Annotated in this window: 25 protein-coding genes; 13 read left to right on the forward strand and 12 right to left on the reverse strand. The window is 53.4% G+C overall.

Annotated elements, in window-relative coordinates:
* The first annotated feature begins 82 nt into the window (after positions 1-82).
* Genes pdxK through bshB2 form a run of 3 tightly spaced genes read left to right on the forward strand, consistent with a single transcriptional unit; the run spans position 83 to position 1984 of the window.
* Positions 83-907: a pyridoxine/pyridoxal/pyridoxamine kinase gene (gene pdxK / locus KNP92_RS11105; RefSeq protein ID WP_214840498.1), complete on the forward strand. Its 825-nt coding sequence runs from the start codon at positions 83-85 to the stop codon at positions 905-907.
* A gap of 55 nt (positions 908-962) precedes the next feature.
* On the forward strand, positions 963-1334 hold the full coding sequence (locus KNP92_RS11110) for a YojF family protein (RefSeq protein ID WP_260564089.1): 372 nt from the start codon (positions 963-965) through the stop codon (positions 1332-1334).
* A complete protein-coding gene (bshB2, locus tag KNP92_RS11115; RefSeq protein WP_214840503.1) occupies positions 1331-1984 on the forward strand; it encodes a bacillithiol biosynthesis deacetylase BshB2 in 654 nt (217 codons plus the stop codon). The genes KNP92_RS11110 and bshB2 overlap by 4 nt, the downstream gene beginning before the upstream one ends.
* A 164-nt stretch (positions 1985-2148) precedes the next feature.
* On the opposite strand, the gene KNP92_RS11120 is transcribed toward bshB2, so the two are convergent.
* The 4 genes from KNP92_RS11120 to KNP92_RS11135 all read right to left on the reverse strand — a co-directional run bounded on the left by KNP92_RS11120 (position 2149) and on the right by KNP92_RS11135 (position 5538).
* Positions 2149-2979: an undecaprenyl-diphosphate phosphatase gene (locus KNP92_RS11120; RefSeq protein WP_214840505.1), complete on the reverse strand. Its 831-nt coding sequence runs from the start codon at positions 2977-2979 to the stop codon at positions 2149-2151.
* Between the two features lie 143 nt (positions 2980-3122).
* The gene (locus tag KNP92_RS11125; RefSeq protein WP_214840507.1) at positions 3123-4232 is read right to left on the reverse strand and encodes an MFS transporter; all 1110 of its coding nucleotides are present in this window, start codon (positions 4230-4232) and stop codon (positions 3123-3125) included.
* Between the two features lie 132 nt (positions 4233-4364).
* Entirely contained in the window at positions 4365-4877 is a 513-nt protein-coding gene (locus tag KNP92_RS11130) for a type 1 glutamine amidotransferase domain-containing protein (protein ID WP_034816779.1), read from the reverse strand.
* A 70-nt stretch (positions 4878-4947) separates the two neighbouring features.
* Complete coding sequence (locus tag KNP92_RS11135) at positions 4948-5538, reverse strand: DNA-3-methyladenine glycosylase (protein ID WP_214840509.1); 591 nt, start codon at positions 5536-5538, stop codon at positions 4948-4950.
* A gap of 136 nt (positions 5539-5674) precedes the next feature.
* On the opposite strand from KNP92_RS11135, the gene KNP92_RS11140 reads away from it, so the two are divergent.
* Positions 5675-6166 (forward strand): NUDIX hydrolase, encoded by a 492-nt coding sequence (locus KNP92_RS11140; protein WP_214840512.1) that lies wholly within the window; start codon positions 5675-5677, stop codon positions 6164-6166.
* Positions 6167-6214: 48 nt separating this feature from the next.
* Here the strand turns inward: KNP92_RS11140 and nhaC are convergent, their stop codons facing one another.
* Positions 6215-7591 carry a Na+/H+ antiporter NhaC gene (nhaC, locus tag KNP92_RS11145; protein WP_214840514.1) on the reverse strand — a complete coding sequence of 459 codons (1377 nt, stop codon included), beginning with the start codon at positions 7589-7591 and terminating at the stop codon, positions 6215-6217.
* A gap of 212 nt (positions 7592-7803) precedes the next feature.
* Between nhaC and queC the strand changes: the two genes are divergently transcribed.
* From queC to queF, 4 genes are read left to right on the forward strand one after another with little or no spacing between them, the layout of a single operon-like run.
* Positions 7804-8448: a 7-cyano-7-deazaguanine synthase QueC gene (gene queC / locus KNP92_RS11150; RefSeq protein ID WP_214840516.1), complete on the forward strand. Its 645-nt coding sequence runs from the start codon at positions 7804-7806 to the stop codon at positions 8446-8448.
* On the forward strand, positions 8445-8900 hold the full coding sequence (gene queD / locus KNP92_RS11155; protein WP_029333810.1) for a 6-carboxytetrahydropterin synthase QueD: 456 nt from the start codon (positions 8445-8447) through the stop codon (positions 8898-8900). Before queC ends, queD begins: the two co-directional genes overlap by 4 nt.
* Positions 8900-9595 (forward strand): 7-carboxy-7-deazaguanine synthase QueE, encoded by a 696-nt coding sequence (gene queE / locus KNP92_RS11160; protein ID WP_214840518.1) that lies wholly within the window; start codon positions 8900-8902, stop codon positions 9593-9595. Before queD ends, queE begins: the two co-directional genes overlap by 1 nt.
* Before the next feature lie 11 nt (positions 9596-9606).
* Positions 9607-10095, forward strand: coding sequence for a preQ(1) synthase (queF, locus tag KNP92_RS11165; protein WP_029333812.1), 489 nt, complete (start codon positions 9607-9609; stop codon positions 10093-10095).
* Between the two features lie 25 nt (positions 10096-10120).
* Here queF and KNP92_RS11170 read toward each other — a convergent pair whose 3' ends face one another.
* Positions 10121-10777, reverse strand: a complete 657-nt coding sequence (locus tag KNP92_RS11170; RefSeq protein ID WP_214840521.1) for a TVP38/TMEM64 family protein — start codon at positions 10775-10777, stop codon at positions 10121-10123.
* 116 nt (positions 10778-10893) lie between these two features.
* Here KNP92_RS11170 and KNP92_RS11175 point away from each other — a divergent pair, with 116 nt between their 5' ends.
* The gene (locus KNP92_RS11175) at positions 10894-11403 is read left to right on the forward strand and encodes a hypothetical protein (protein ID WP_214840522.1); all 510 of its coding nucleotides are present in this window, start codon (positions 10894-10896) and stop codon (positions 11401-11403) included.
* A 187-nt stretch (positions 11404-11590) separates the two neighbouring features.
* Here KNP92_RS11175 and KNP92_RS11180 read toward each other — a convergent pair whose 3' ends face one another.
* From KNP92_RS11180 to KNP92_RS11190, 3 genes are all read right to left on the reverse strand, one after another.
* The gene (locus KNP92_RS11180; protein ID WP_214840523.1) at positions 11591-12091 is read right to left on the reverse strand and encodes a hypothetical protein; all 501 of its coding nucleotides are present in this window, start codon (positions 12089-12091) and stop codon (positions 11591-11593) included.
* Between the two features lie 90 nt (positions 12092-12181).
* Positions 12182-12640 (reverse strand): GNAT family N-acetyltransferase, encoded by a 459-nt coding sequence (locus KNP92_RS11185; RefSeq protein ID WP_251136558.1) that lies wholly within the window; start codon positions 12638-12640, stop codon positions 12182-12184.
* Positions 12641-12696: 56 nt separating this feature from the next.
* Positions 12697-13461 (reverse strand): TrmH family RNA methyltransferase, encoded by a 765-nt coding sequence (locus KNP92_RS11190; protein WP_214840524.1) that lies wholly within the window; start codon positions 13459-13461, stop codon positions 12697-12699.
* 220 nt (positions 13462-13681) lie between these two features.
* Between KNP92_RS11190 and KNP92_RS11195 the strand changes: the two genes are divergently transcribed.
* From KNP92_RS11195 to KNP92_RS11205, 3 genes are all read left to right on the forward strand, one after another.
* Complete coding sequence (locus tag KNP92_RS11195) at positions 13682-15310, forward strand: PTS transporter subunit IIBC (protein WP_034805186.1); 1629 nt, start codon at positions 13682-13684, stop codon at positions 15308-15310.
* A 52-nt stretch (positions 15311-15362) separates the two neighbouring features.
* On the forward strand, positions 15363-16154 hold the full coding sequence (locus KNP92_RS11200; RefSeq protein ID WP_214840525.1) for an endonuclease/exonuclease/phosphatase family protein: 792 nt from the start codon (positions 15363-15365) through the stop codon (positions 16152-16154).
* A gap of 114 nt (positions 16155-16268) precedes the next feature.
* Positions 16269-17450, forward strand: coding sequence for an MFS transporter (locus KNP92_RS11205; protein WP_214840526.1), 1182 nt, complete (start codon positions 16269-16271; stop codon positions 17448-17450).
* Positions 17451-17481: 31 nt separating this feature from the next.
* Here the strand turns inward: KNP92_RS11205 and KNP92_RS11210 are convergent, their stop codons facing one another.
* Positions 17482-18186, reverse strand: a complete 705-nt coding sequence (locus KNP92_RS11210) for an alpha/beta hydrolase (protein ID WP_214840527.1) — start codon at positions 18184-18186, stop codon at positions 17482-17484.
* A 75-nt stretch (positions 18187-18261) separates the two neighbouring features.
* On the opposite strand from KNP92_RS11210, the gene KNP92_RS11215 reads away from it, so the two are divergent.
* Positions 18262-19527, forward strand: coding sequence for a purine/pyrimidine permease (locus KNP92_RS11215; protein ID WP_214840528.1), 1266 nt, complete (start codon positions 18262-18264; stop codon positions 19525-19527).
* Positions 19528-19549: 22 nt separating this feature from the next.
* Here the strand turns inward: KNP92_RS11215 and KNP92_RS11220 are convergent, their stop codons facing one another.
* Together KNP92_RS11220 and KNP92_RS11225 are read right to left on the reverse strand one after the other, a co-directional pair.
* Entirely contained in the window at positions 19550-19942 is a 393-nt protein-coding gene (locus tag KNP92_RS11220; protein WP_214840530.1) for an RDD family protein, read from the reverse strand.
* A complete protein-coding gene (locus tag KNP92_RS11225; RefSeq protein WP_214840532.1) occupies positions 19939-20586 on the reverse strand; it encodes an NAD(P)H-binding protein in 648 nt (215 codons plus the stop codon). The genes KNP92_RS11220 and KNP92_RS11225 overlap by 4 nt, the downstream gene beginning before the upstream one ends.
* Between the last annotated feature and the right edge of the window lie 19 nt (positions 20587-20605).

Consider the following 20605-nt stretch of genomic DNA (forward strand, 5'->3'; position numbering starts at 1 on the left):
TTTTCTAGTCATTGGATTTGTCGTAACGCTAAAAAGTCGTTATAGTGAAACTATCCAAACAGACAAAGGGGATTGAACGACTATGACGATGAAAAAAGCTTTAACAATCGCCGGTTCGGACACGAGTGGCGGTGCAGGGATTCAAGCGGATTTGAAGACGATGGAAGAGCTCGGTGTGTATGGCATGACGGCGCTCACGGTCATCGTGGCCCAAGACCCACACAACGCCTGGCACCATGAAGTGTTCCCGATTGACACAACGTTGATTGAGAAGCAAATCGACACCGTCCTCGCTGGCATCGGTGTCGACGCGGTCAAGACAGGGATGTTGCCAACGCCTGAGATTATCGAACTCGCTTCACGTAAAATCAAAGAGTACGGCATCAATAACGCAGTCGTCGACCCGGTCATGGCATGTAAAGGTGCCGATGAGATTTTGAACCCCGACGTCGCTGTCGCCATGCGCGAACACCTCGTCCCGGTCGCAAAAATCATCACACCGAACTTGTTCGAGGCACGCATGCTCGCCGGGCTAGACAAGACACCTTCGACGATGGAAGAAATCAAAGAAGCGGCGCGTTTGATTCACGAACTCGGCGCTGAGATTGTCATCGTCAAAGTCGGTGGCAAACTCGGGTTTGATACGGCGTTTGACGTACTCTATGACGGAACGGAATACCGTCTCCTCGAAAGCGAGAAGATCGAGCCTGCCTTCACACACGGTGGTGGCTGTACGTTCTCGTCTGCGATTGCGGCGTCACTCGCAAACGGTCATTCCGTCGACGAAGCGATTGAGATCGGGAAAGCGTTCATCACGGAAGCGGTCCGTCACTCGTTCCGCCTGAATCAATATGTCGGGCCGACGAACCATACAGGCTACCGGAAAAAGCTAGCAACACAATCATGAACGGATGACCCGGGGCACACGCTTCGGGTCATCGTTTCCATTGGAGGAGAGAAGTGTGAACACGATTCAACCAGAAGTGATTCAAGCTTATTTGGACAAACACGTGGCGACGCCGCTCTATGCGCACGTCGAGACGACGAACGGCGCTTACGCCACTCATAACGACCCGGACTTCCATAATGCCGGCATGTTCATTCGAAACGTCGTCATCGAATACAGTATCGGACAAATCAAAGGCCACGGCCCTTACCGTGTCGGATTGAAACTCGACCACGGTTGGCTTTATGTCGAAGGATTGACCGACTTCGAGCTACACGGTGACCAATTGCTGCTCGCGGGACACGACCGTCTCGGCCGTCTCGCCTGTGCGCTGCATCTCGATCCAAAACCGCTCCCGCAAGGAGCCACGGAGGTGGAAGACCAATGACCGGACCGTTACTCGTCATTTTCCCGCATCCCGACGACGAAGCGTACAGCTCTGCCGGGACGATTATCCAACATCAAAAGAACGGGCATCCTGTCACCTACGTCTGCTTGACACTCGGTGAGATGGGACGAAACATGGGCTCCCCGATTTTCACGACGCGCGAAGAGCTTCCGAAAAATCGCAAACATGAGCTCGAGGCGGCCTGCGCCGTCATGGGCATCTCTGACCTTCAAATGTGGGGACTTCGAGATAAGACCGTCGAATTCGAGGACGAAGCAGAACTCGCCGCCCGGTTCCGTGCCTTGATTGATAACGTGAAGCCGGCACGGGTCATCTCGTTCTATCCGGGATACGCTGTCCACCCGGACCACGAGGCAACGGCACGCGCTGTCGTCCGGGCCCTTCAAGAGATGGACGCGACCGTGCGACCTGAGTTTTTAGGCGTCGCGTTCGACCATCGGACGGAGACCGAACTCGGAAAACCACACGTCATCATCGAGGTCGGTGATGAGTACGCGGCAAAACGAGAAGCTCTTCTCGCCCACCGTTCGCAGACAGAGGCGCTGTTGCGGTCGATTGACAACGCAGAAAACGCCCACGTCATGGAGTTACTCCAACGTGAGCGCTTTTATCATTACCCGTTCTCATGATTCATAAGCGAGACGTGTCACGTACAGCAAAGTGCCGACCGTCCCAAGACCAATCAACGTTCCTAATACGACTACGATATGTTCCATGTTCTCACCTCTACTTGGTTTTACGAACTGACTGGACAATAGGTTTCAACGACGCGTGCAACTTGCACGCGTCTTTTTTAGAAGTACAACAAGTAGATAACAGCCGCCAACACGATCCGATAAATCGCGAACGGCGTCAGCTTCACTTTGTTGATCAACTTCAAGAAGAATTGAATCGACAAGAGCGCGAACAAGAACGCACTGACGAAACCGACAAGGAATACTGGCCACGTATCCATCGTGAAGTAGCTCCACTTGCTGTAAAGTGACAGCGCGCTCGCCCCGAACATGATCGGGACGGCCATGATGAACGTGAAGTCCGCTGCTGCGCGGTGACTCATCCCAAGGAGGACGCCACCTGAAATCGTCGAACCCGACCGTGAAAAACCTGGCCAAAGCGAAAAACATTGAATCAATCCGATCCCGAGCGCTTGTTTGTACGTCATCTCATCAAGTGTCGCCGTCGTCTGGCGCTTCACCCCCGACAAGTCAGCCGCAATCATGAAAAATGCTCCGATGACGAGTCCAATCAATACCGTCTTCACTGAGAAAAGATGCGTATCGATATAGTCTTCAAACAAGAGGCCGAGCACCGCTGCCGGCAACAGCCCAATCAAGATATGTAGCAGATTCAACTTGTCGGCCTGACCGCGACGGAACGAGACCAGCTCCTTCGGATTCAATAACTGTTTAAATCGATTCCGAAACACGACGATGACCGCTAAAATCGAACCGAGTTGAATTACAATCTTGAACGTGTTCGCGACTTCCTGTCCTAAAAACGCGCTCGAATTGAGCCACAAGTCATCCACGACAATCATATGTCCCGTAGACGACACCGGCGCGAACTCGGTCAGCCCTTCAACGACCCCTAACAAAAAACCGATGAACAACTCATACCATGACATAACGTATCTCCTACTTCTGTATTGGGTCTAATCATACATCGGGAGGAGTCGTCCCGCCCTCGGTCTTAAGACGTAAAAAAGAGGGCGTTACGCCCCCTTTCCCTTTGTTTCAAAAAAACAAGCCGTTCAATGTGCTCTGCCCACTACTTCGTCCGCTTCTTCGCATGAGAGAGACACACGACGACACCAATCATTAGAAATGCACCAAATAAGGAGCATTCGGCTCCAACGACGAACAAGAAACCAAGCCCGACGATGCTTCCATGCAACAAGACCGAAACTGACGATTCGGTCGTCGCCCGTATGGCGGAAGGGACGCGGTGATGAAGCACGCCATAATAGATCGGCTCAATCGCACCCGCGAAACAAGCCATTAAGGCCATCCATACGAAGCCAAACGGGCTTGGAAAACTGCCGATTAGAAGAAAGCCAATTCCGATTCCCCATCCAATCCCATGATGCCAACGTTCGGCCGACGCGACACGCAGTAAATACGGGGCGAGCAGTTGTCCTGGAATTTGGATGAGCAATAGACCCGTCGAGATGACCCCGAACCAATAAATGGGGACGCGAACGTCTCGCGCATACAGTTGCCAAAATTCCTCGACGAAATTGAACGCTCCGATAATTAGAACGAACGATACGGTCAACGTGAGGAGCGCCCGGTCGTTCCATAGAAAACGGAAACCGGACCGCAGCTGACGCCATGTCATCGCTTCGTCGTGCGTCGAACGAATGGGTTCAACGAGCAACAAACTACAGCTTGTGGCAAAGAAAAGGCTGCCAATCGACACAACGTAATTCAATTCAAACGAGAACCTTGCCGCAAGCAGACTTCCGCTAAAGGCTGCCACGACAGCAGCAACTAGTCCGATCCCATTCAAGCGGCCGACCCATCGCTCAAACATGCCATCCTTCCCGCCGCTTTCGAGCGTCTCATACAAGAGTGCATGTTCCGTTCCGCTCCGACAGACCGCACTAACCGCGGATAAACTGATGGCGAAAGCAAAACCAAGAAAGGAAAACGACAATAGCAACACGACAAACGAGCACCATTCCAGGGCGATGCCGATTTGAAGCAGACGACGTCGCTCCATATGATCGGCTAACACACCGGTCGGAACGTCAAGGAACACCACAATCACGGCGTAGAGAATCTCGATATAAACGACTTCTTGAATCGAGATGCCACGCGATTCCCAAAATAGCCGTTCAATCGTATAGGCTGGTATCAACGCCTCAAACCAACGCATCGCACTGAGCAATAAGATATTTCGACGAACTTAACTAGGGGCGCGCGCTCTTCTTTTCATTCTCATCTCCTCCTTACTCCTCTATTCCCGATTTCACGAAAAAAGCCACGGAACGCGTCCGTGGCTGAGCGATTATTTTAACAGATTGAGCATCTCGCGATTGAACGCCGGGATGTCATCGGGTTGACGACTCGTGACGAGCTGTTCTTGGCAAACGACGACTTCCTTGTCGGCGTACTTCGCACCGGCATACTCCATGTCGACTTTAATCGACTTGTAGCCCGTTGCGTCGCGTCCTTCTAACGTTTTCGCCGTAATCAACAACTGTGGTCCGTGACAAATCGCGAACACCGGTTTTTTCGCATCCATGAATGCTTTCGCGAATTGGACGAAACGGTCGTCTTCACGAAGCAAGTCTGGCGAGAAGCCGCCCGGTAAGAGAAGGGCATCGAAATCCTCTGGCGAGACGTCATCGATTGCTTTGTCGATTGTCACTTTCGCTTCGCCTTGCTTCCCTTCAATCGTGTTTCCTGCCGATTTTTCAATCGTGACGACTTCGTGGCCCGCTTCCACCAATGCGTCGCGTGGCTCTGTAAACTCTACGTCCTCAAACATATCTGTAATTAGCGTTGCTACTTTTGCCATGTTGAAACACTCCCTCAATTTGTTTTTTCACACATAGGAAGTGTTCCACTCCCCTTGCACCGTTAAACCTTTATCGATACTTCGAGACGTACGGGTTCATCCGTTCGAAGAACCGATACGGGTAGTCCCGCGCCTCACCGGTGTTTGGGATGCCGACACGCGGCCCGGCCTCGACATCGGTCACCACTTTCCCTTCGACAATGAAGAGCGGTTCGTGTTGGAGTGAATGTCCATATAAGTCCATCGTGATGCCGAGGGCTTTCGTCAGCTTGCCCGGCCCGTTCGTCTGGTCGACCGGCTTCAATCCGGGACGGTGCTGGTCAATCAACTCTTTGCCTTGAATCGGTTCGACCGCGCGAATCAAGACGGCCTCGGGTGTCCCAACCGGTCCGCTGACGACGTTCAAAAGCGTATGCGTGTGCATCTGATACGTATAGACGTGACCTGGCAGGCCAAACATCACCTCGGTCCGATTCGTCCGTCTGCCGCCGAAACTATGCGCCGCTCGGTCGATGGCGCCTAAATAAGCCTCCGTCTCGACGATCTTGGCGATGATTTCGCCTGTCGGATGCTGATGGACGAGATAGTGACCAAGTAGCGAGCGGGCGAGTTCAAGTGTCGGTTGTTCGTAAAAGTCTTTAGGCAGTCGTTTCATCCTCATCCCTCCTCCCTCTAGTTTCTCAAATGAAGACGGGGTGCACAAAAAAGATGCCCGTTTCACAATTTGGTCGCAAGGAGCAGGTGTTTTATCATGAGGCGAGAACCTATACACAAAGTAGAAAGTGAGGCGAAGCAAGTTGGGTTATTTATCGGACTTACGTAAGACGGTGGGGAGTCGTCCTTTGATCAGTGTCGGTGCCACCATTCTTGTCGTGAATGAGAAGCAAGAACTATTGTTCCAACACCGTTCCGATACGTTCGACTGGGGGTTTCCGGGAGGGTCGATGGAACTGAACGAGACACTTGAAGACGTGGCGGCTCGAGAACTGAACGAAGAGACAGGGTTAACGGCGCAACAGTTCGAACTCATCGGCGTCTGTTCGGGACCTCGTTATTACTTTAAATATCCGAACGGAGATGAGACACATGGCGTCATCCACTTGTTTCATGCGAGGCACGTGAGCGGCGCAATGGAAATGAATGACGGGGAGAGTCTAGACCTGCAATTTTTTGCGAAAAACTCGCTCCCACCTCAGATTGAGAAGAGGGCGAACGCGCTCCTCGAACAGTTCGGAGATACGTTGTGGGAACTTGAGAGTTCTTATAAACCGATTTATTCGACACGATAAATACAAAATGATCCAGGACCTCGATTGGTCCTGGATCATTTTGTGTACTTACGATGCGAGCTTCATCGCATCACGTTGCTTTCCCAACTTCACGTAGCCGAGAATGACCGAGAAGATCGGGCTGAGCCAGAGGAAGAACGCGAACGGTGCGTATTCGAGCACCGGTACGCCGAGTGTCGCAGCGAAGAACGCACCCGATACGCCCCATGGGATGAGCGGGTTGATGACCGTCCCGCCGTCTTCGAGCGCACGTGACAAGTAACGCGGATCGATGCCACGGTCGACGAACCCTTGCTTGAACGCTTGCCCTGGGAGCAAGATGGACAAGTACTGTTCGCCGGCGAGCAAGTTGACGCCAATCGAGCTCAAGACGACCGACAATACCGAGCTGCCCGGTGATTTGAGGCGTTCGAGCAACGCGTTGACGATCGCTTGGAACACACCGAGCTCACGGAGCAAGCCACCGAATGCGAGTGCAATCAAGACGAGGCTGACCGACCAAAGCATCGACTCGAGTCCACCGCGGTCGAGTACGGCCGCAATCGTTTCGTTTTCAACACCTGATTGGAAACCGCCTTGCATGACACCGAACCAGTTCGAAATGTTCCAGTTACCCTGTACGAACCCGGCCGTTAACACACCGGCAAACATCCCGACGAGCATCGTGGGTAATACCGGCATCCGGCGGAACGCGAGCACGGCGACGAGAACCGGTGCGAGCAGTGTCACCCACGATAAATTGAACCGTCCCGCAAGTGCAGTCTGGGCTTCCGCGATTTGGGCCGTGTCCGCGGCTTGACCGCTCCGACCGAGAATCGTGAACAAGACGAGTGTGATCAAAAAGGCTGGCACCGTCGTCCCCATCATGAAGCGGATGTGGTCGAACAGTTTGACACCAGCGACGGCCGGTGCAAAGTTCGTCGTATCCGAGAGCGGACTCATCTTATCTCCAAAGAGAGCTCCCGAGACGATGGCTCCAGCGGCAAGCGCCGGTGAGATGCCAAGCGCCATACCGATTCCGAACAAGGCGACCCCGACGGTACCGACTGTCGTGAACGCACTTCCGGTGAACGTTGAGACGATCATCGTGATGAGCAAGACGCTCGGTAAGAACCATTGTGCTGAAATTGTATCTAAACCGATGGAGAGAATCGTCGCCACCGTGCCGGACATCTGCCATACGCCAATCAACATTCCAATTAATAATAAGATCATAACCGGCATGATGGCTTCACGAATTCCGTTAATCATCGCCGTTTCGATTGTTTTGAAATCACGCGTACGATAGTATGCGTACACCCCTACTAGTACCATTGTGCCAAAGATCGCCATATGTGGCGTCGCTTTGGCCAAAAACATCAGTGCGAGCAAGGAAACCCCGCTCAACAGCACGACGAATACAGCCTCTTTTCCTTTCATCTGCATCGACGTCCCCTCCTTTCAATTCCATATTTTTTATTTTACCTAACCGCTTAAACGCTTTTATGCATGAAAGCATGTCAGTGATGTTCTTTACTATACCTGCTTCTCTTTACCCTGTCAAACAACTTTTTATGGTAAAGTAAACGCTCGAGGGTGACCTCCGGAGTTCGTAACCTCCTCCGACATCAAAACTAGCGAAAAAGGAAGTGTGCATCATGCAACACGAAAAAGCATTGGTCGTCTTCAGTGGCGGTCAAGATTCAACCACTTGCCTATTTTGGGCAAAACAACAATTCTCTCACGTGGAAGCTGTGACGTTCGCCTATGGGCAACGCCACGACGCGGAAATCGAGGTCGCAAAAGAGATTGCCGCCGAACTCGATGTGCCGCACCACATCCTCGACTTGTCCTTACTCGGGCAACTCACATCGAACGCGCTCACGCGACACGATCTCGACATCGATCATGCGGACGTCCCAAATACGTTCGTCGATGGACGCAATCATCTCTTCTTGTCGTTCGCAGCCGTCATGGCGAAACAGCTCGGTATGCATCACATCGTGACCGGTGTGTGTGAGACTGACTTTTCGGGCTATCCGGACTGCCGCGACCAATTCATCAAATCACTCAACGTGACACTCAACCTAGCGATGGACTATCCGTTCGTCATCGACACGCCGCTCATGTGGCTCGATAAGAAACAGACGTGGGAACTCGCCGACCGACTCGGGGCGTTCGACTACGTCAAAGAGCGGACGCTCACGTGCTATAACGGCATCCTCGGCTCAGGCTGCGGTGAGTGCCCAGCGTGTGTGCTCCGTCAGAACGGCCTTGACGCATATGAGGGGGTGCGCGTATGAAGAACGCCCCATTCCTTGCCCCGACGAGCGTTGAAGCCAAACAAGACGGTTCGCTCATCTATTGTAAGCACCGCGTTCAAATCGTCAAAGAAGTGACGTTTGATGCCGCACACCACTTGTTCGATTACGACGGCAAGTGCCGTGCGCTCCATGGCCATACGTATAAACTACAGATGGGCATTAGCGGCTTTTTAGACAACCGCGGGATGACACTGGACTTCGGGGACTTGAAAGCCATCTTCAAAGAAGAGCTCGAACCATATCTTGACCATCGCTATTTGAACGAATCGTTGCCATATATGAACACGACGGCCGAAAACATGTGCTATTGGATTTTCGAGCAGCTCGCTAAACACTTGCCTGACGAGCGCGACGTCCGTGTCGAGTTCGTCAAACTGTATGAGACGCCGACGTCATACGCCGAGTTCCGCCGTGAATGGTTGGTGGACTGATGAAAATCCCTGTCCTCGAAGTATTCGGCCCGACGTTCCAAGGGGAAGGCCGCGCCATCGGACAGAAGACGATGTTCGTCCGGACCGCCGGTTGCGATTATCGCTGTTCGTGGTGTGACTCCACCTTCACATGGGACGGCTCGGAAAAACCAGATATGCTGACAGCCGATGCCATCATCGAACGGCTTGACGCACTCGGGATGTATGACTACGTCACGATCTCTGGCGGAAATCCTCTGCTTATCGCCGGCATGAAAGACTTGGTCGAGAAGCTGAAAGCGCGGGGCGTCAAGCTCGCCGTTGAGACACAAGGAAGCCGTTATCAAGACTGGCTCACGCAAATCGACGACGTGACGCTCAGCCCGAAACCGCCTTCGTCCGGTATGTCGACCGATTGGGAGAAACTTGACGCCATCGTCGAACGCCTCCGGCCGGAACAGACGACGTTCAAAGTCGCCGTGTTCGACGAAATCGATCTCGCCTACGCGAAACAAGTCCAGACGCGCTATACGCCGGACGTCATGTATTTGTCGGCCGGTAACCCGGAGCCTGGTGCGGACGGTGACATCACCGACGCCCAGCTCCGTCGCTTGAAACAATTATGGGAAGACGTCGCGCGCGACCCTTCGTGGCAAAGCGTCCGTGTCTTGCCGCAGCTACACACATTACTGTACGCCAACGAACGTGGCGTTTAAGGAGAATGAATATGAGACCAGAAGACTTACAAGACTTATCGCTCCTCGGACAGAAGAGCGTCCCATACATTTTTGAATACGCACCGGACGTCCTTGAGGCGTTCCCGAACCGTCACCCGGAGAACGATTACTTCGTGAAGTTTAACGCCCCGGAGTTCACTTCACTTTGCCCAATCACGAACCAACCGGACTTCGCGACGATTTATATCTCGTACATCCCGGACGAGAAACTCGTTGAGTCAAAATCGCTCAAGCTCTACTTGTTTAGCTTCCGTAACCACGGGGACTTCCATGAGAACTGCATCAACGTCATCGGCAAAGACCTCGTCAAGTTGATGGAGCCGCGCTACCTCGAAGTGTGGGGCAAGTTCACACCACGTGGCGGCATCTCAATCGATCCGTACTACAACTACGGGAAGCCGGGCACGAAATACGAAAAAATGGCGGAACATCGCCTCTTCAACCACGACCTCTATCCTGAGACGGTCGATAACCGCTAAATGAAAAGTAGGTGCCCATCGGCGCCTACTTTTTTTGATAGCGATGAATTTTTCGTTTAATCGGTTCTCGGAACACGGTCGCGACGAGCGTCAAGACGGCGAAGACGATTAAAGCGAGAATAATCATTTTAAAGTCTCCGGTCGCGATGCTACTGCCGAGAAAGTTGTTCGCGAACGCGCCCGGGATCATGCCGATGACCGTTGCGAGGACGAACGCTGGCAGTTTCACTTTCGCGAGACCCGAGACGTAGCTCACCAAATCGAAGTTGACGAGCGGGATGAGTCGTAAGATGAGGACGTAGAAGAAGCCGTCCTCCTCGATTTTGTGTTGCAGTTTTTTATAATCGGTCGATTCAAAGTGGTTCAAGAAGCGTTCCCCGAACCGGGTCGCCACGTAAAAGGCGACGAGCGCACTGAGCGTCGCCCCGATAATCGTGTACAGCATACCTGGCAACGTCCCGAAGGCGAGGCCCCCAGCAATCGACAGTACGGACGCCGGGAAGAGGATGAGCGGGCGGAACGTATAGAGGAGGATGAATACGACCGGTGCCATCCAGCCGAACGCTACGATATAGTCCCGAATCACGCCCGGGTTCAAGTCGATCCATTGATAGAGGAGCGTCGCCGTCCCAAAGATGAGCAACACGCTAGCAATGATCCATTGCGTCTTCCACTTTTTCACTGAAACGACCCCCTCTCTTTTTACCATCATATCGTCTCGTCTTAAAAAAGTAACGTCTTCCTTTTTTCGTCAATCTCGTTATGGTACGGTTAAAAAAAGCAGAAGGAGGACTCCCTATGTACTTGGCAGATGCCATCAAACTGAAGAGCCTGCTCCATAAGCAAATCGATAAGCTGTTAGAAGAAGTCGAGCGCGTCGCGTTCATCGAGCTTGAGAAAGACGAACCGCTCCCGACGATTCAATCCCGTTCGCTTGAAGACATCGAAGTCGAACTCGAGTCGATTCGACGCGACATGCGTCGTCTTGATCGACTCGTCTATGAGGCCAACTTGAAGACGACGATTGAGACACATGACGGCCCGCTCCCGCTCGTCGAGGCGATTGAGTTCGCGATTCAGTTGCGTGCCCAGGCCCGCATGTATCAAGAACTATCCGAACGTCCGAAGCGCGAGTTTCAATACGGCTTCGGTGAAGGGACGGCGATCATCAAGCATGCGCTCTATGACCCGGAGCTGTATCGCTTGAAGGCGATTGACGTGGAGAAGCGGGCAAACCGGATCTCAAACGCCATCAACGCAGCCAATTATCGAACGGAGATCGACTTTGACCCGAGTCGTTACATGTGACCTTGGCCCGGTGAGACTCCGGGTCAAGGATTGGCGCCACCACTTGTTCCTACGTTTAGGATGAGCATACGGCCATGGATCAACCAATCACCGATGACCGATGACACGTTCACCTGTCACTCGTTCCTAACCAGACACCATTCAAGTGCGCCGAAAACGCGCCGGGGAACACTCCCTGGCGCGTTTTTCACATGTGATGATTATGATGGTCGTGGTGATTAAGATGGTGGTGCGAGCTCGAACTGCGTCGCGGTGCCGGCTCGTCGGCAAACTTTTCCCCGTCCAAGATGCCGAGCCGCTTGTATTGGCGGTCGACCCGCTCCTTCGTCTCGTCGTGCACGTATGGTGACTCCATGACCAACTGATAGCTGCCGAGTGCGACCCGGAACGGCTCCATCTGTGTCCGTTCGACCGGAAACGACGTCACGTCTCGCAAATAATCGGCGAGTCGGTTCGCCGCTTCCTCACTCGGATTGTCAGCCAAGTCGGAAGCGAACTGTTGCATGTCTTTCAAGAGACCGTTCGTCTTCACTTGCTTACCGACACCTGTAACAACGGCGAACACAATCAGTGCGATGAACCCAATCATAAAAATCGGAAAGATACTGAACATTCCCGTGAACAACGAATCCCCCATCCCCGTCGAATCAACCCACACTTCTTCCCCGAACGCGAATGTATTGAACATGTCCTCTCCCCCTTTTCCTATCTATACGGACAAATTTGTCTTTCGTTTCATCTTCCACCAAAAAAACCGCGGGATGCACCCGCGGCTGACTCAGTCATGTAATTGTTTCTCCATCATGATGCGCGGCGCCCCGTCTTCTGTGTACGCCCCCATGATGTCGTAGCCACATAACAGGTTCAAGATGATGACGCCTTTGTTCGTGTTGCGTGCTTTCGTCCGAATCGAATGGAAGCCTTGCGCTTTCACCCATTCAAGTTGCGTATCCATCAACTTGCGGCCGATCCCATGTTTTTGGAACTCCGGATGCACGCCACCGGCCCAGCTGTAATACCGGTACGGCTCCGCCTCATATCCAATCTTGAACCCGACGAGCCGCTCTTCCGAGAAGGCGAGCAATACGAGCGGATTGGCATGTCGATACAGTCTCTCCTTAAAACGCAGTTGGTCGATGTCGCCATACAGGCGGCGGTACAGATTAAAGAACTCCTCTTCAAATTCGTTAAAGTGTGTCGTGACATCTTTCACGATAAATGAACTGGTCGTACTCATCGTTCCATCCCCTTTCAACGTGTGAACAGTGCTCGTACGCCTGTACACTTCGCCGTTTACTCAGATTTTCCTGTTTCACGTTCAAAAGCGGTTAAACCTTTTTGTTTATACACACCGAGTGAACGCTTCGGTAAACTCTTGACCATCCAGTCTTTGAGGACACGTTGCTTCTCAGGAACCGTCAATCCATAGCCTTCGGTCACGATATGACGGGCCCGGGTCGTCACATCATAGAGCGAAATCGCAGCGGCGACCGAGATGTTCAAGCTTTGGACGTACCCTTGCATCGGAATCACGTAATTGCCGTCTGCTTTCGCGAGCGCACGCTCGGACACACCGTGATGTTCATTCCCGAACAAAAGCACGGTCGGTTTCGTCACGTCGACTTCCTCGAGCGGAATCGCCTCCTCACTCAGTGCCGTCGCAAATACTTGATACCCGTCCGCCTTTAACCGGTCAATCGCTTCCTCGATCGACGGATGTTCGACGACATCGACCCAGCGATCGGCGCTTTTGGCGATAATTGAGTTCGGCTTGAACTTAGCCCGTCCTTCCACCACGTGAAGCGTCTGGACACCGAACGCGTCCGCTGAACGGAGCACGGCTGACTGGTTATGCGGGTCATCGACCCCTTCCGTCAAAATCGTGATATGGTTCGTCCGCAGGGCAAGCACATCGTACATGCGTTTCACCCGGTCCGGCATGAGGAGCTCATATAACAACCGATCCTCTTCTTTCAATATACCTGTTTGCAATAACTCATCTAATAAACTCGCCTGCTCTTCTTTCGATAAGGCGGACGTCGTCTGTCTCCAACCCATGCTTCTCGCCCCTTTCAACCTCTAGTATTGTAGCGGGATTCACGTATGCTGACAAGTTAAGGTCACGTCCTACGTTTTGATTCGTTTTATGAAAATAAATGAAAATAGGGAAACCGGTTGCACAAACTTATGCAATCGATTACAATCATCTATGCAAGCGATTGCATTAACAATCGCGATAGAGATAAAAAAAGTTCCGCATAGGAAGGAAGCGTATTACATGAAACAACTCATCTCGTTCGATTTTTGGCAGAAGCTCGGCAAGGCCTTAATGGTCGTTATCGCCGTCATGCCTGCTGCAGGTCTGATGATTTCGATTGGTAAATTGATCGGCATGTCTGCCGGCGACGTCGGGATTTTGCTGACGACGGCTCGCATCATTGAAGACTTAGGTTGGGGGATCATCGTCAACTTACATATTTTGTTCGCAGTCGCCATCGGTGGCTCGTGGGCAAAAGATAAAGCAGGTGGCGCTTTCGCAGCACTGATCGCTTTCATTTTAATCAACCGCGTCACCGGTGCCATCTTTAACGTCAACGGTGCGATGCTCCAAGATTCAGAAGCGACGGTGAAGTCGCTCTTCGGTGCCGACCTTGTTGTCGCCGACTACTTCACATCTGTCCTCGGTTCCCCTGCCCTTAACATGGGTGTGTTCGTCGGGATTATCGCCGGTTTCCTCGGTGGTGCCCTTTATAACAAGTTCTACAACTTCAACAAATTACCGAACGCCCTCTCGTTCTTCAACGGGAAACGTTTCGTCCCATTCGTTGTCATCCTCGGTTCAGTCGTCGCGGCCATCGCGCTCTCGATTGTCTGGCCGACGATTCAAGGGGCACTCAACAGCTTCGGTGAGTGGATTGCCACGTCACGTAACACGGCGCCGGTCCTTGCACCGTTCATTTACGGGGCACTCGAGCGCTTGCTCTTGCCGTTCGGTCTCCACCATATGCTCACCGTTCCGATGAACTACACAGAGCTCGGTGGCACGTATACGATTTTGACAGGTGCAACGGCCGGTTCGGTCGTCGCCGGACAAGACCCGCTCTGGTTGGCATGGGTGACGGACCTCGTCAACCTTCGTGCCGCTGGTGATACGGCTGCCTACAACGCGCTCCTCGCGGACGTTGTCCCAGCCCGTTTCAAAGTCGGACAAGTGCTCTTGTCGTTCGCAGCGCTCATCGGTGCCGCTTACGCCATGTACCGTAACGTCGATGCGGACAAGAAGGCACAATACAAGCCAATGTTCTTATCTGCTGGTCTCGCGGTCTTCTTGACAGGGGTCACAGAGCCAATCGAGTTCATGTTCATGTTTGTCGCACCAGTTCTTTATGTCGTCTACGCGCTCATGGCCGGTGCCGCCTTCGCTTTGGCGGACATCATCGACCTTCGTGTGCACGCGTTCGGTGCCATCGAGTTGCTCACACGGATTCCGATGATTGTCAAAGCTGGTCTTCTTCAGGACTTGATCAACTTCTTCCTCGTGGCGATCGCGTTCTTCTTCATCAACTTCGGTGTATTTAACTTCTTCATCAAGAAGATGAACTTGCCGACGCCTGGCCGTAACGGAAACTACATGGAAGAAACGACAGAGAAATCGACTGTGACCGGTAACGAGCAGGTCATGGGGATTATCGCTCTTCTCGGTGGGGAAGAAAACATTGAAGACGTCGACGCCTGCATGACACGTCTACGCGTCACCGTCAAAGACATGTCGCTCGTCTCGGAAGAGAGCGAATGGAAAAAGAACGGCGCCATGGGTCTCATCTTGAAAGACCGTGGGGTCCAAGCAATCTACGGCCCGAAAGCCGACGTATTGAAGTCAGACATTCAAGACGTCATCGGAGCATAATCAACAGGCCAGCTCGCTCGAGTTGGCCTGTTTTTTCTAAAGGAGGACTATCGTGAACATTTTGACGCTCAACTGCCACGCCTGGTTAGAGGACCGCCAACAAGAAAAAATCGACTTCATCGTCGAACGGATCGCGAGCGAGGAGTATGACATCATCGCGCTCCAAGAAGTGAATCAACATAAAGAAGCCCCAATCGTCGAAGGAATCATCCGGGAGAACAACTTCGCCTACGTTCTCGTCGAACAATTGAAAGAGCTCGGAGTCACGTACTACATGACGTGGGACTTCGCTCATTACGGTTACGATGTGTATGAAGAAGGCGTCGCGATTCTTTCGCGCACCCCATTTTTATCAACCGAATCGTTCTTCGTCTCGAAGACGACTGACCCGAACAACTACAAATCCCGAAAGATCGTCAAGGCGCTCATTGACGGCGTCGATGCGCCGACGGCCGTCTACTCGTGTCATCTCGGCTGGTGGCATGACGAGGAAGAACCGGTTCGCCATCAACTCGACGAATTGCTGCGGCGAGCCGAAGACGATGACCGCGCCCTCCTCCTCGGTGACTTCAACAATGACGCCTTCCTTCGTGGGGAAGGGTACGATTACTTGATTGATCACGGTCTTCAGGACCTGTTCACGCTTGCGACAGAGCGAGAAGGTGACGCGACCGTTCAAGGCAAGATTGCCGGCTGGGACGAGAACAAAGAAGCACTTCGGATCGATTTGATGCTGACGAACGCACCGATTCATGTGTCTCGTCACGCCGTCGTCTTTGACGGTGAGAACGGACCGGTCGTCTCGGATCACGCCGGCGTCGAAGCGACCGCCTTTTGGCGCTAAAGACCCCTTTTTCTTTCACCGTTGTGAGAGAAAAGGGTTTTTCTTTTGCTAGAAATTCGGTATGGTTGGAGACGACTGAAGTCTAACAACATTGAACGAAAGAAGTGATTTTATTTGACGACTCCTGTATCGCTTAGTCGGACCGACTGGACGCTCATCTTATCGCTCGCCCTCCTAACGTTCGTGCTCGGAACGAGCGAGTTCGTCATCGTTGGCATCTTGCCTGATATCGCCGCCGGGCTATCGATTTCAATCGCGACGGCCGGAACGCTCGTCTCCGCCTTCGCCATCACGTTCGCCATCGGGACCCCGCTCACGATGTCACTCACAAGCCACTTGCCAAAACGAAAGCTCATGCTCACGCTGACGGCTCTCTTTATCGTCTTCAACCTGTTCAGCAGTCTCGCGCCGACGTACGGCATCTTGCTCGTCCTTCGCATGATGACTGCCGTCGTGACCGGGGTTCTCATCTCGCTCGCTATGCTCGTTGCAAGTGAGTCGGTACCGACCGGGAAACGCGGCATCGCCATCTCGTTCATTTTTGGCGGGTTTACGATGGCGAACGTGTTCGGTGTCCCGCTCGGTACGTTCATCGGGCAACGAAGCGGCTGGGAAACGACATTCATCCTGACAACTGTCTTAGGTGTCGTCGCATTTCTCGCCGTCTACCGCGTCGTCCCGAGTCAATTGACGAGCGTGCGGACATCGATTTCTGATCAGTTACGTTTGTTGACGAACCCACGTATTTTAATCGCCTTCTTCATCCCGGCGTTCGGTTTCGGGGCGACGTACGTCGTCTATACGTATCTCGTCCCCATCTTAAAAGATGTGCTCGGTGTGCCGGTCGCCTGGGTCAGTCCGATTCTATTGGCGTACGGCTTCATCTCGATTTTCAGCAACATGGCAGCCGGGAAAATCGCGAGCCACAATCCGATTGGCCGACTCCGCTTCGTTTTTCTCATCCAGGCGTTCGTCTTGGCCGCCTTGTATGTGACGACGTCGAACGTGACGCTCGGTCTCCTCAATATCGCACTCATGTCATTCATGGCGATTTTGCTGACGACGTCGACACAACTCTATTTAATCGACTTGGCCGAGAAGTTCAATCCGGACGCCAAAGGGCTTGCCTCGTCGCTCATGCCCGTCGCAAGTAACGTTGGGATTGGGATGGGCTCTGCGCTCGGTGGACTCGTCTATGCGAACGCGCCTGTCATGACGCTCGCTCTCGTTGCCGGCGCCGTCGCGCTCTTAACCGCTTTACTCACTACAGTCAGCTATACGCTCGACCGACGATAAAAACAGCGTGCCCGACGGGGGCACGCTGTTTTTATAACCAATCGATCATCTGGTCAATCGTCTCGTCGAGCTGCTCTTTCGCGCTGAGCGGGCTGTCATTATCTCCGTCCTGCGGCCCATACATACCGAAGTTGGCGTGATTGCCGTCTTGGATTTGATGGAAGACGGAGTCAACCGGGACGTCGTCTCGGCTCGCCTCGATGTCGGCTTGCGTCGCGAGCCCGTCGATTTCTCCCGAGATGGACAAGACACGCAGCTCGCTCTCCGTCATCGAGCTGATCGGGTATGAAGCGAGGAAGATGACCCCTTCGACTCGACTCTCGTTCTCGAGCGCATAACCGGACGCGGCCGAACCGCCAAGTGAATGCCCACCGACGATCCAGCGTTCGATGTCTGGATGAGCAACAATAATCGTCTCCGCCGCATCGATATCGGCGATTCCAAGATTCAAGCGCAACGACGGAATGGCGACGAAGATCCCTTCTTCCGCGAGCCTAGCGCCGTAGTAGGCGTACGCTTCTTTTTCGACTTTTGCGCCCGGATACAGGATGATTCCGATCTCGCTATCCGGGTCACCGAATTCGAGCCGATTGTCTACTTCCGTCGCCTCGGCCGCGTAACCGAGCGCTTCCTCCGTCGGCCCATACGTCAGTTGTGTCCATACGAGGAACCCGATCACGGCGACCAGAAGGAGCCCAACTAGACCAAGGCCAATCCACTTCAATTTTTTCTTCATTATAAGACCTCCATTTGCATCCGTTTCAAGGTCACGGTACACTTATAGAAAAAAGGGAAATACCAGGGGGACACCATGACCAAGAGTTCTGTAACCACGACGATTCAGTGGTTCATTTTTATTTTAGCTACAAATATTGTACCACCGCTTTCGATCGCTGCCTTATTTGAACTGTCGCCGGCAGATACGATGACGTTCATCTCACGCTCACTGTTCATCTTCGCACTGTTCAGCATCATCCAGACGCTCCTCGGCCACCGCTTACCGATTCTTGAGGGTCCGGCCGGCATTTGGTGGGGTGTGTTCACACTTTACGCCTCCATTGGTCCTGCCCTATACGGGAGCGGCCAAGAGACGCTCCAAGCGCTCGGCTTCATGCTGTTCTTGAGCGGTGTGCTCGGTGTGCTCATGACCGTCACCGGGATTTTACGTCGTATGCTGTCACTTTTTACGCCGCAAGTGCTCGGCGTCTATATGATTCTCCTCGTCCTCCAATTATCAGGTGCCGTCATCAAAGGCGGCTTCGGCGTGAGCGAGAGCGGCATCAATACGATTCAGGCAGTCGCAACGACCGGTCTCGTTTTGTTCGCCCTCACGCTTGAACGGAGCCGGTTCAAACAGTACGGCCTTGTCATGACGCTCCTCGTCGGATTCGGGCTGTTCAATCTGCTCGGGCTTGGTAACCCCATCGTCCGTTCGGAGTCGTTCTTCCTCGTCCCTGAGTTGTTCCCGTTCGGGGCTTGGGTATGGGATTGGAACTTGCTCCCGACCGCGTTCGTTATCACGCTCCTCCTCATGACGAACGTGCTCGCCAATATCAAGTTGATCGAACGGATCGTCAGTTCAAGGACGAAGCAACAAGTCGAAGGAAACGTCCCGGCTTCAGGTATCGTCAGCGGCTTCAGCCAAATCGTGGCCGGATTGTTCGGTACGCCTGGCCCGGTCGCGATTTCGGGAACGGCCGGTTTCTTGTCTTCGACCGAGAGCGTGCATCGGACGCCTCACCTCATCGCCCACACGCTCATGATGGTACTCGCTTTAGTCGGTCCGTTCGTCTCGCTCATCGCGAGTATCCCGGCCGCTGTCGGGTATGCCATCGTCACCCCGCTCATCGCGACGATGATCATCATCGGGATTAACGAGGCGGCGTTCGAGTTGAACCAAAAGACGGCCTCGCTCACGGTGGGCCTCCCGCTCGTCATCGGGGCCGGGGCGATGCTGCTCCCGCCTGGGGCGATGAACGATTTGCCGCCGCTCCTTGCGACCGTATTCTCGAATGGACTCGTCCTTGGGACAATCGTTGCGTTGACGACGGCCATCCTGAGCCGCATCAAAGACTAAAAGAACTGACCTCGGCGCGAGGTCAGTTCTTTTTCGTGACGTGCATATGGAATGCCCTGTCGTGCGGCAAGATGGCACCGTCTTCAAGCTCGAAATGAGCGCGGTCTTTCACATAGGTTGCAATCGAGCGCGTATCGCGGTGAAGCGCGCGTCGAAACGCTTGCTCGGCCGTAATCGGGGTCCCATCGTCGTTTCGTAACGCGAGCCCCATCAGTTTATACCCGAGCGTCTGGCCGCCACGGCTCATTTGGCATGCCTCGAGCGCATACGCGACGAGCGTCGGGGTAATGACCGTATGGACGAATTCGCTCTTTACTTTCTTCCGGACGATTTGCTCGACACCATAACTGACAAGTCCGGCGATGACGCTGTCAATCAACACGGCTTGCGTTCGTTTTTTCGTCAGCGGTCTCATCGGCTCATCCTCTGCATCATGCCTGACGTCAACACTTCCGTGTCTTGTCCTTCTTCGGCGGCCATAATCAAGGCGCGCGCCACATGGAGTGCTTGAATCGGTGCAACGTCCGGTAACTTATCGAGTAACAACGGTTGGAGCGGACGGCTAACGACCTCTGCTACCTTCTCGCCAAGACGGAACTCTTTTCGATCCCCGAGCAGGAGCGACGGACGAGCGATAATCAAATGGTCGAACCCGAACACCTTCAGGCCGTTCTCGAGTTCCCCTTTGACTCGGTTATAGAAGAATGGCGAGCGGAGCGACGCCCCTTGCGCCGAGACGACGGCGTAACGTGTGGCACCATGTTGTTTGGCGATTCGTGCCGTCTCGAGCGGCAAGTCGAGGTCGACGTGTTTGAACGCTTCTTTTGAACCGGCGACAGCAATCGTTGTCCCAAGCGCGCAGTAAACGTCATCGATGTGAGGCAATGCCTCATTCATTCCTTCAAAACCAACGACTTCATGTAATTTCGGATGTTGCCAACGAGTCGAGCGGCGGACAACTATCCATACCGCGTCATACCGTTCTTCTTCAAGCAACTGCTCGACGAGCTCGCGTCCGATTAAACCGGTCGCGCCGACCACGAGTGCTGTTTTCCCCATCCTCGTTCCCCCTTGATTC

This window comes from Exiguobacterium sp. s122 (assembly GCF_018618475.1).
GTDB classification, from domain to species: Bacteria; Bacillota; Bacilli; order Exiguobacteriales; family Exiguobacteriaceae; genus Exiguobacterium; species Exiguobacterium himgiriensis.

Excerpts from the sequence above, each read along its gene's own strand:
- pdxK (WP_214840498.1), top strand. The coding sequence starts at position 83 with ATGACGATGAAAAAAGCTTTAACAATCGCCGGTTCGGACACGAGTGGC.
- bshB2 (WP_214840503.1), top strand. The coding sequence starts at position 1,331 with ATGACCGGACCGTTACTCGTCATTTTCCCGCATCCCGACGACGAAGCG.
- KNP92_RS11120 (WP_214840505.1), bottom strand. The coding sequence starts at position 2,979 with ATGTCATGGTATGAGTTGTTCATCGGTTTTTTGTTAGGGGTCGTTGAA.
- KNP92_RS11125 (WP_214840507.1), bottom strand. The coding sequence starts at position 4,232 with ATGCGTTGGTTTGAGGCGTTGATACCAGCCTATACGATTGAACGGCTA.
- KNP92_RS11130 (WP_034816779.1), bottom strand. The coding sequence starts at position 4,877 with ATGGCAAAAGTAGCAACGCTAATTACAGATATGTTTGAGGACGTAGAG.
- KNP92_RS11135 (WP_214840509.1), bottom strand. The coding sequence starts at position 5,538 with ATGAGGATGAAACGACTGCCTAAAGACTTTTACGAACAACCGACACTT.
- nhaC (WP_214840514.1), bottom strand. The coding sequence starts at position 7,591 with ATGCAGATGAAAGGAAAAGAGGCTGTATTCGTCGTGCTGTTGAGCGGG.
- queC (WP_214840516.1), top strand. The coding sequence starts at position 7,804 with ATGCAACACGAAAAAGCATTGGTCGTCTTCAGTGGCGGTCAAGATTCA.
- queD (WP_029333810.1), top strand. The coding sequence starts at position 8,445 with ATGAAGAACGCCCCATTCCTTGCCCCGACGAGCGTTGAAGCCAAACAA.
- queE (WP_214840518.1), top strand. The coding sequence starts at position 8,900 with ATGAAAATCCCTGTCCTCGAAGTATTCGGCCCGACGTTCCAAGGGGAA.
- queF (WP_029333812.1), top strand. The coding sequence starts at position 9,607 with ATGAGACCAGAAGACTTACAAGACTTATCGCTCCTCGGACAGAAGAGC.
- KNP92_RS11175 (WP_214840522.1), top strand. The coding sequence starts at position 10,894 with ATGTACTTGGCAGATGCCATCAAACTGAAGAGCCTGCTCCATAAGCAA.
- KNP92_RS11180 (WP_214840523.1), bottom strand. The coding sequence starts at position 12,091 with ATGTTCAATACATTCGCGTTCGGGGAAGAAGTGTGGGTTGATTCGACG.
- KNP92_RS11185 (WP_251136558.1), bottom strand. The coding sequence starts at position 12,640 with ATGAGTACGACCAGTTCATTTATCGTGAAAGATGTCACGACACACTTT.
- KNP92_RS11190 (WP_214840524.1), bottom strand. The coding sequence starts at position 13,461 with ATGGGTTGGAGACAGACGACGTCCGCCTTATCGAAAGAAGAGCAGGCG.
- KNP92_RS11195 (WP_034805186.1), top strand. The coding sequence starts at position 13,682 with ATGAAACAACTCATCTCGTTCGATTTTTGGCAGAAGCTCGGCAAGGCC.
- KNP92_RS11210 (WP_214840527.1), bottom strand. The coding sequence starts at position 18,186 with ATGAAGAAAAAATTGAAGTGGATTGGCCTTGGTCTAGTTGGGCTCCTT.
- KNP92_RS11215 (WP_214840528.1), top strand. The coding sequence starts at position 18,262 with ATGACCAAGAGTTCTGTAACCACGACGATTCAGTGGTTCATTTTTATT.
- KNP92_RS11220 (WP_214840530.1), bottom strand. The coding sequence starts at position 19,942 with ATGAGACCGCTGACGAAAAAACGAACGCAAGCCGTGTTGATTGACAGC.
- KNP92_RS11225 (WP_214840532.1), bottom strand. The coding sequence starts at position 20,586 with ATGGGGAAAACAGCACTCGTGGTCGGCGCGACCGGTTTAATCGGACGC.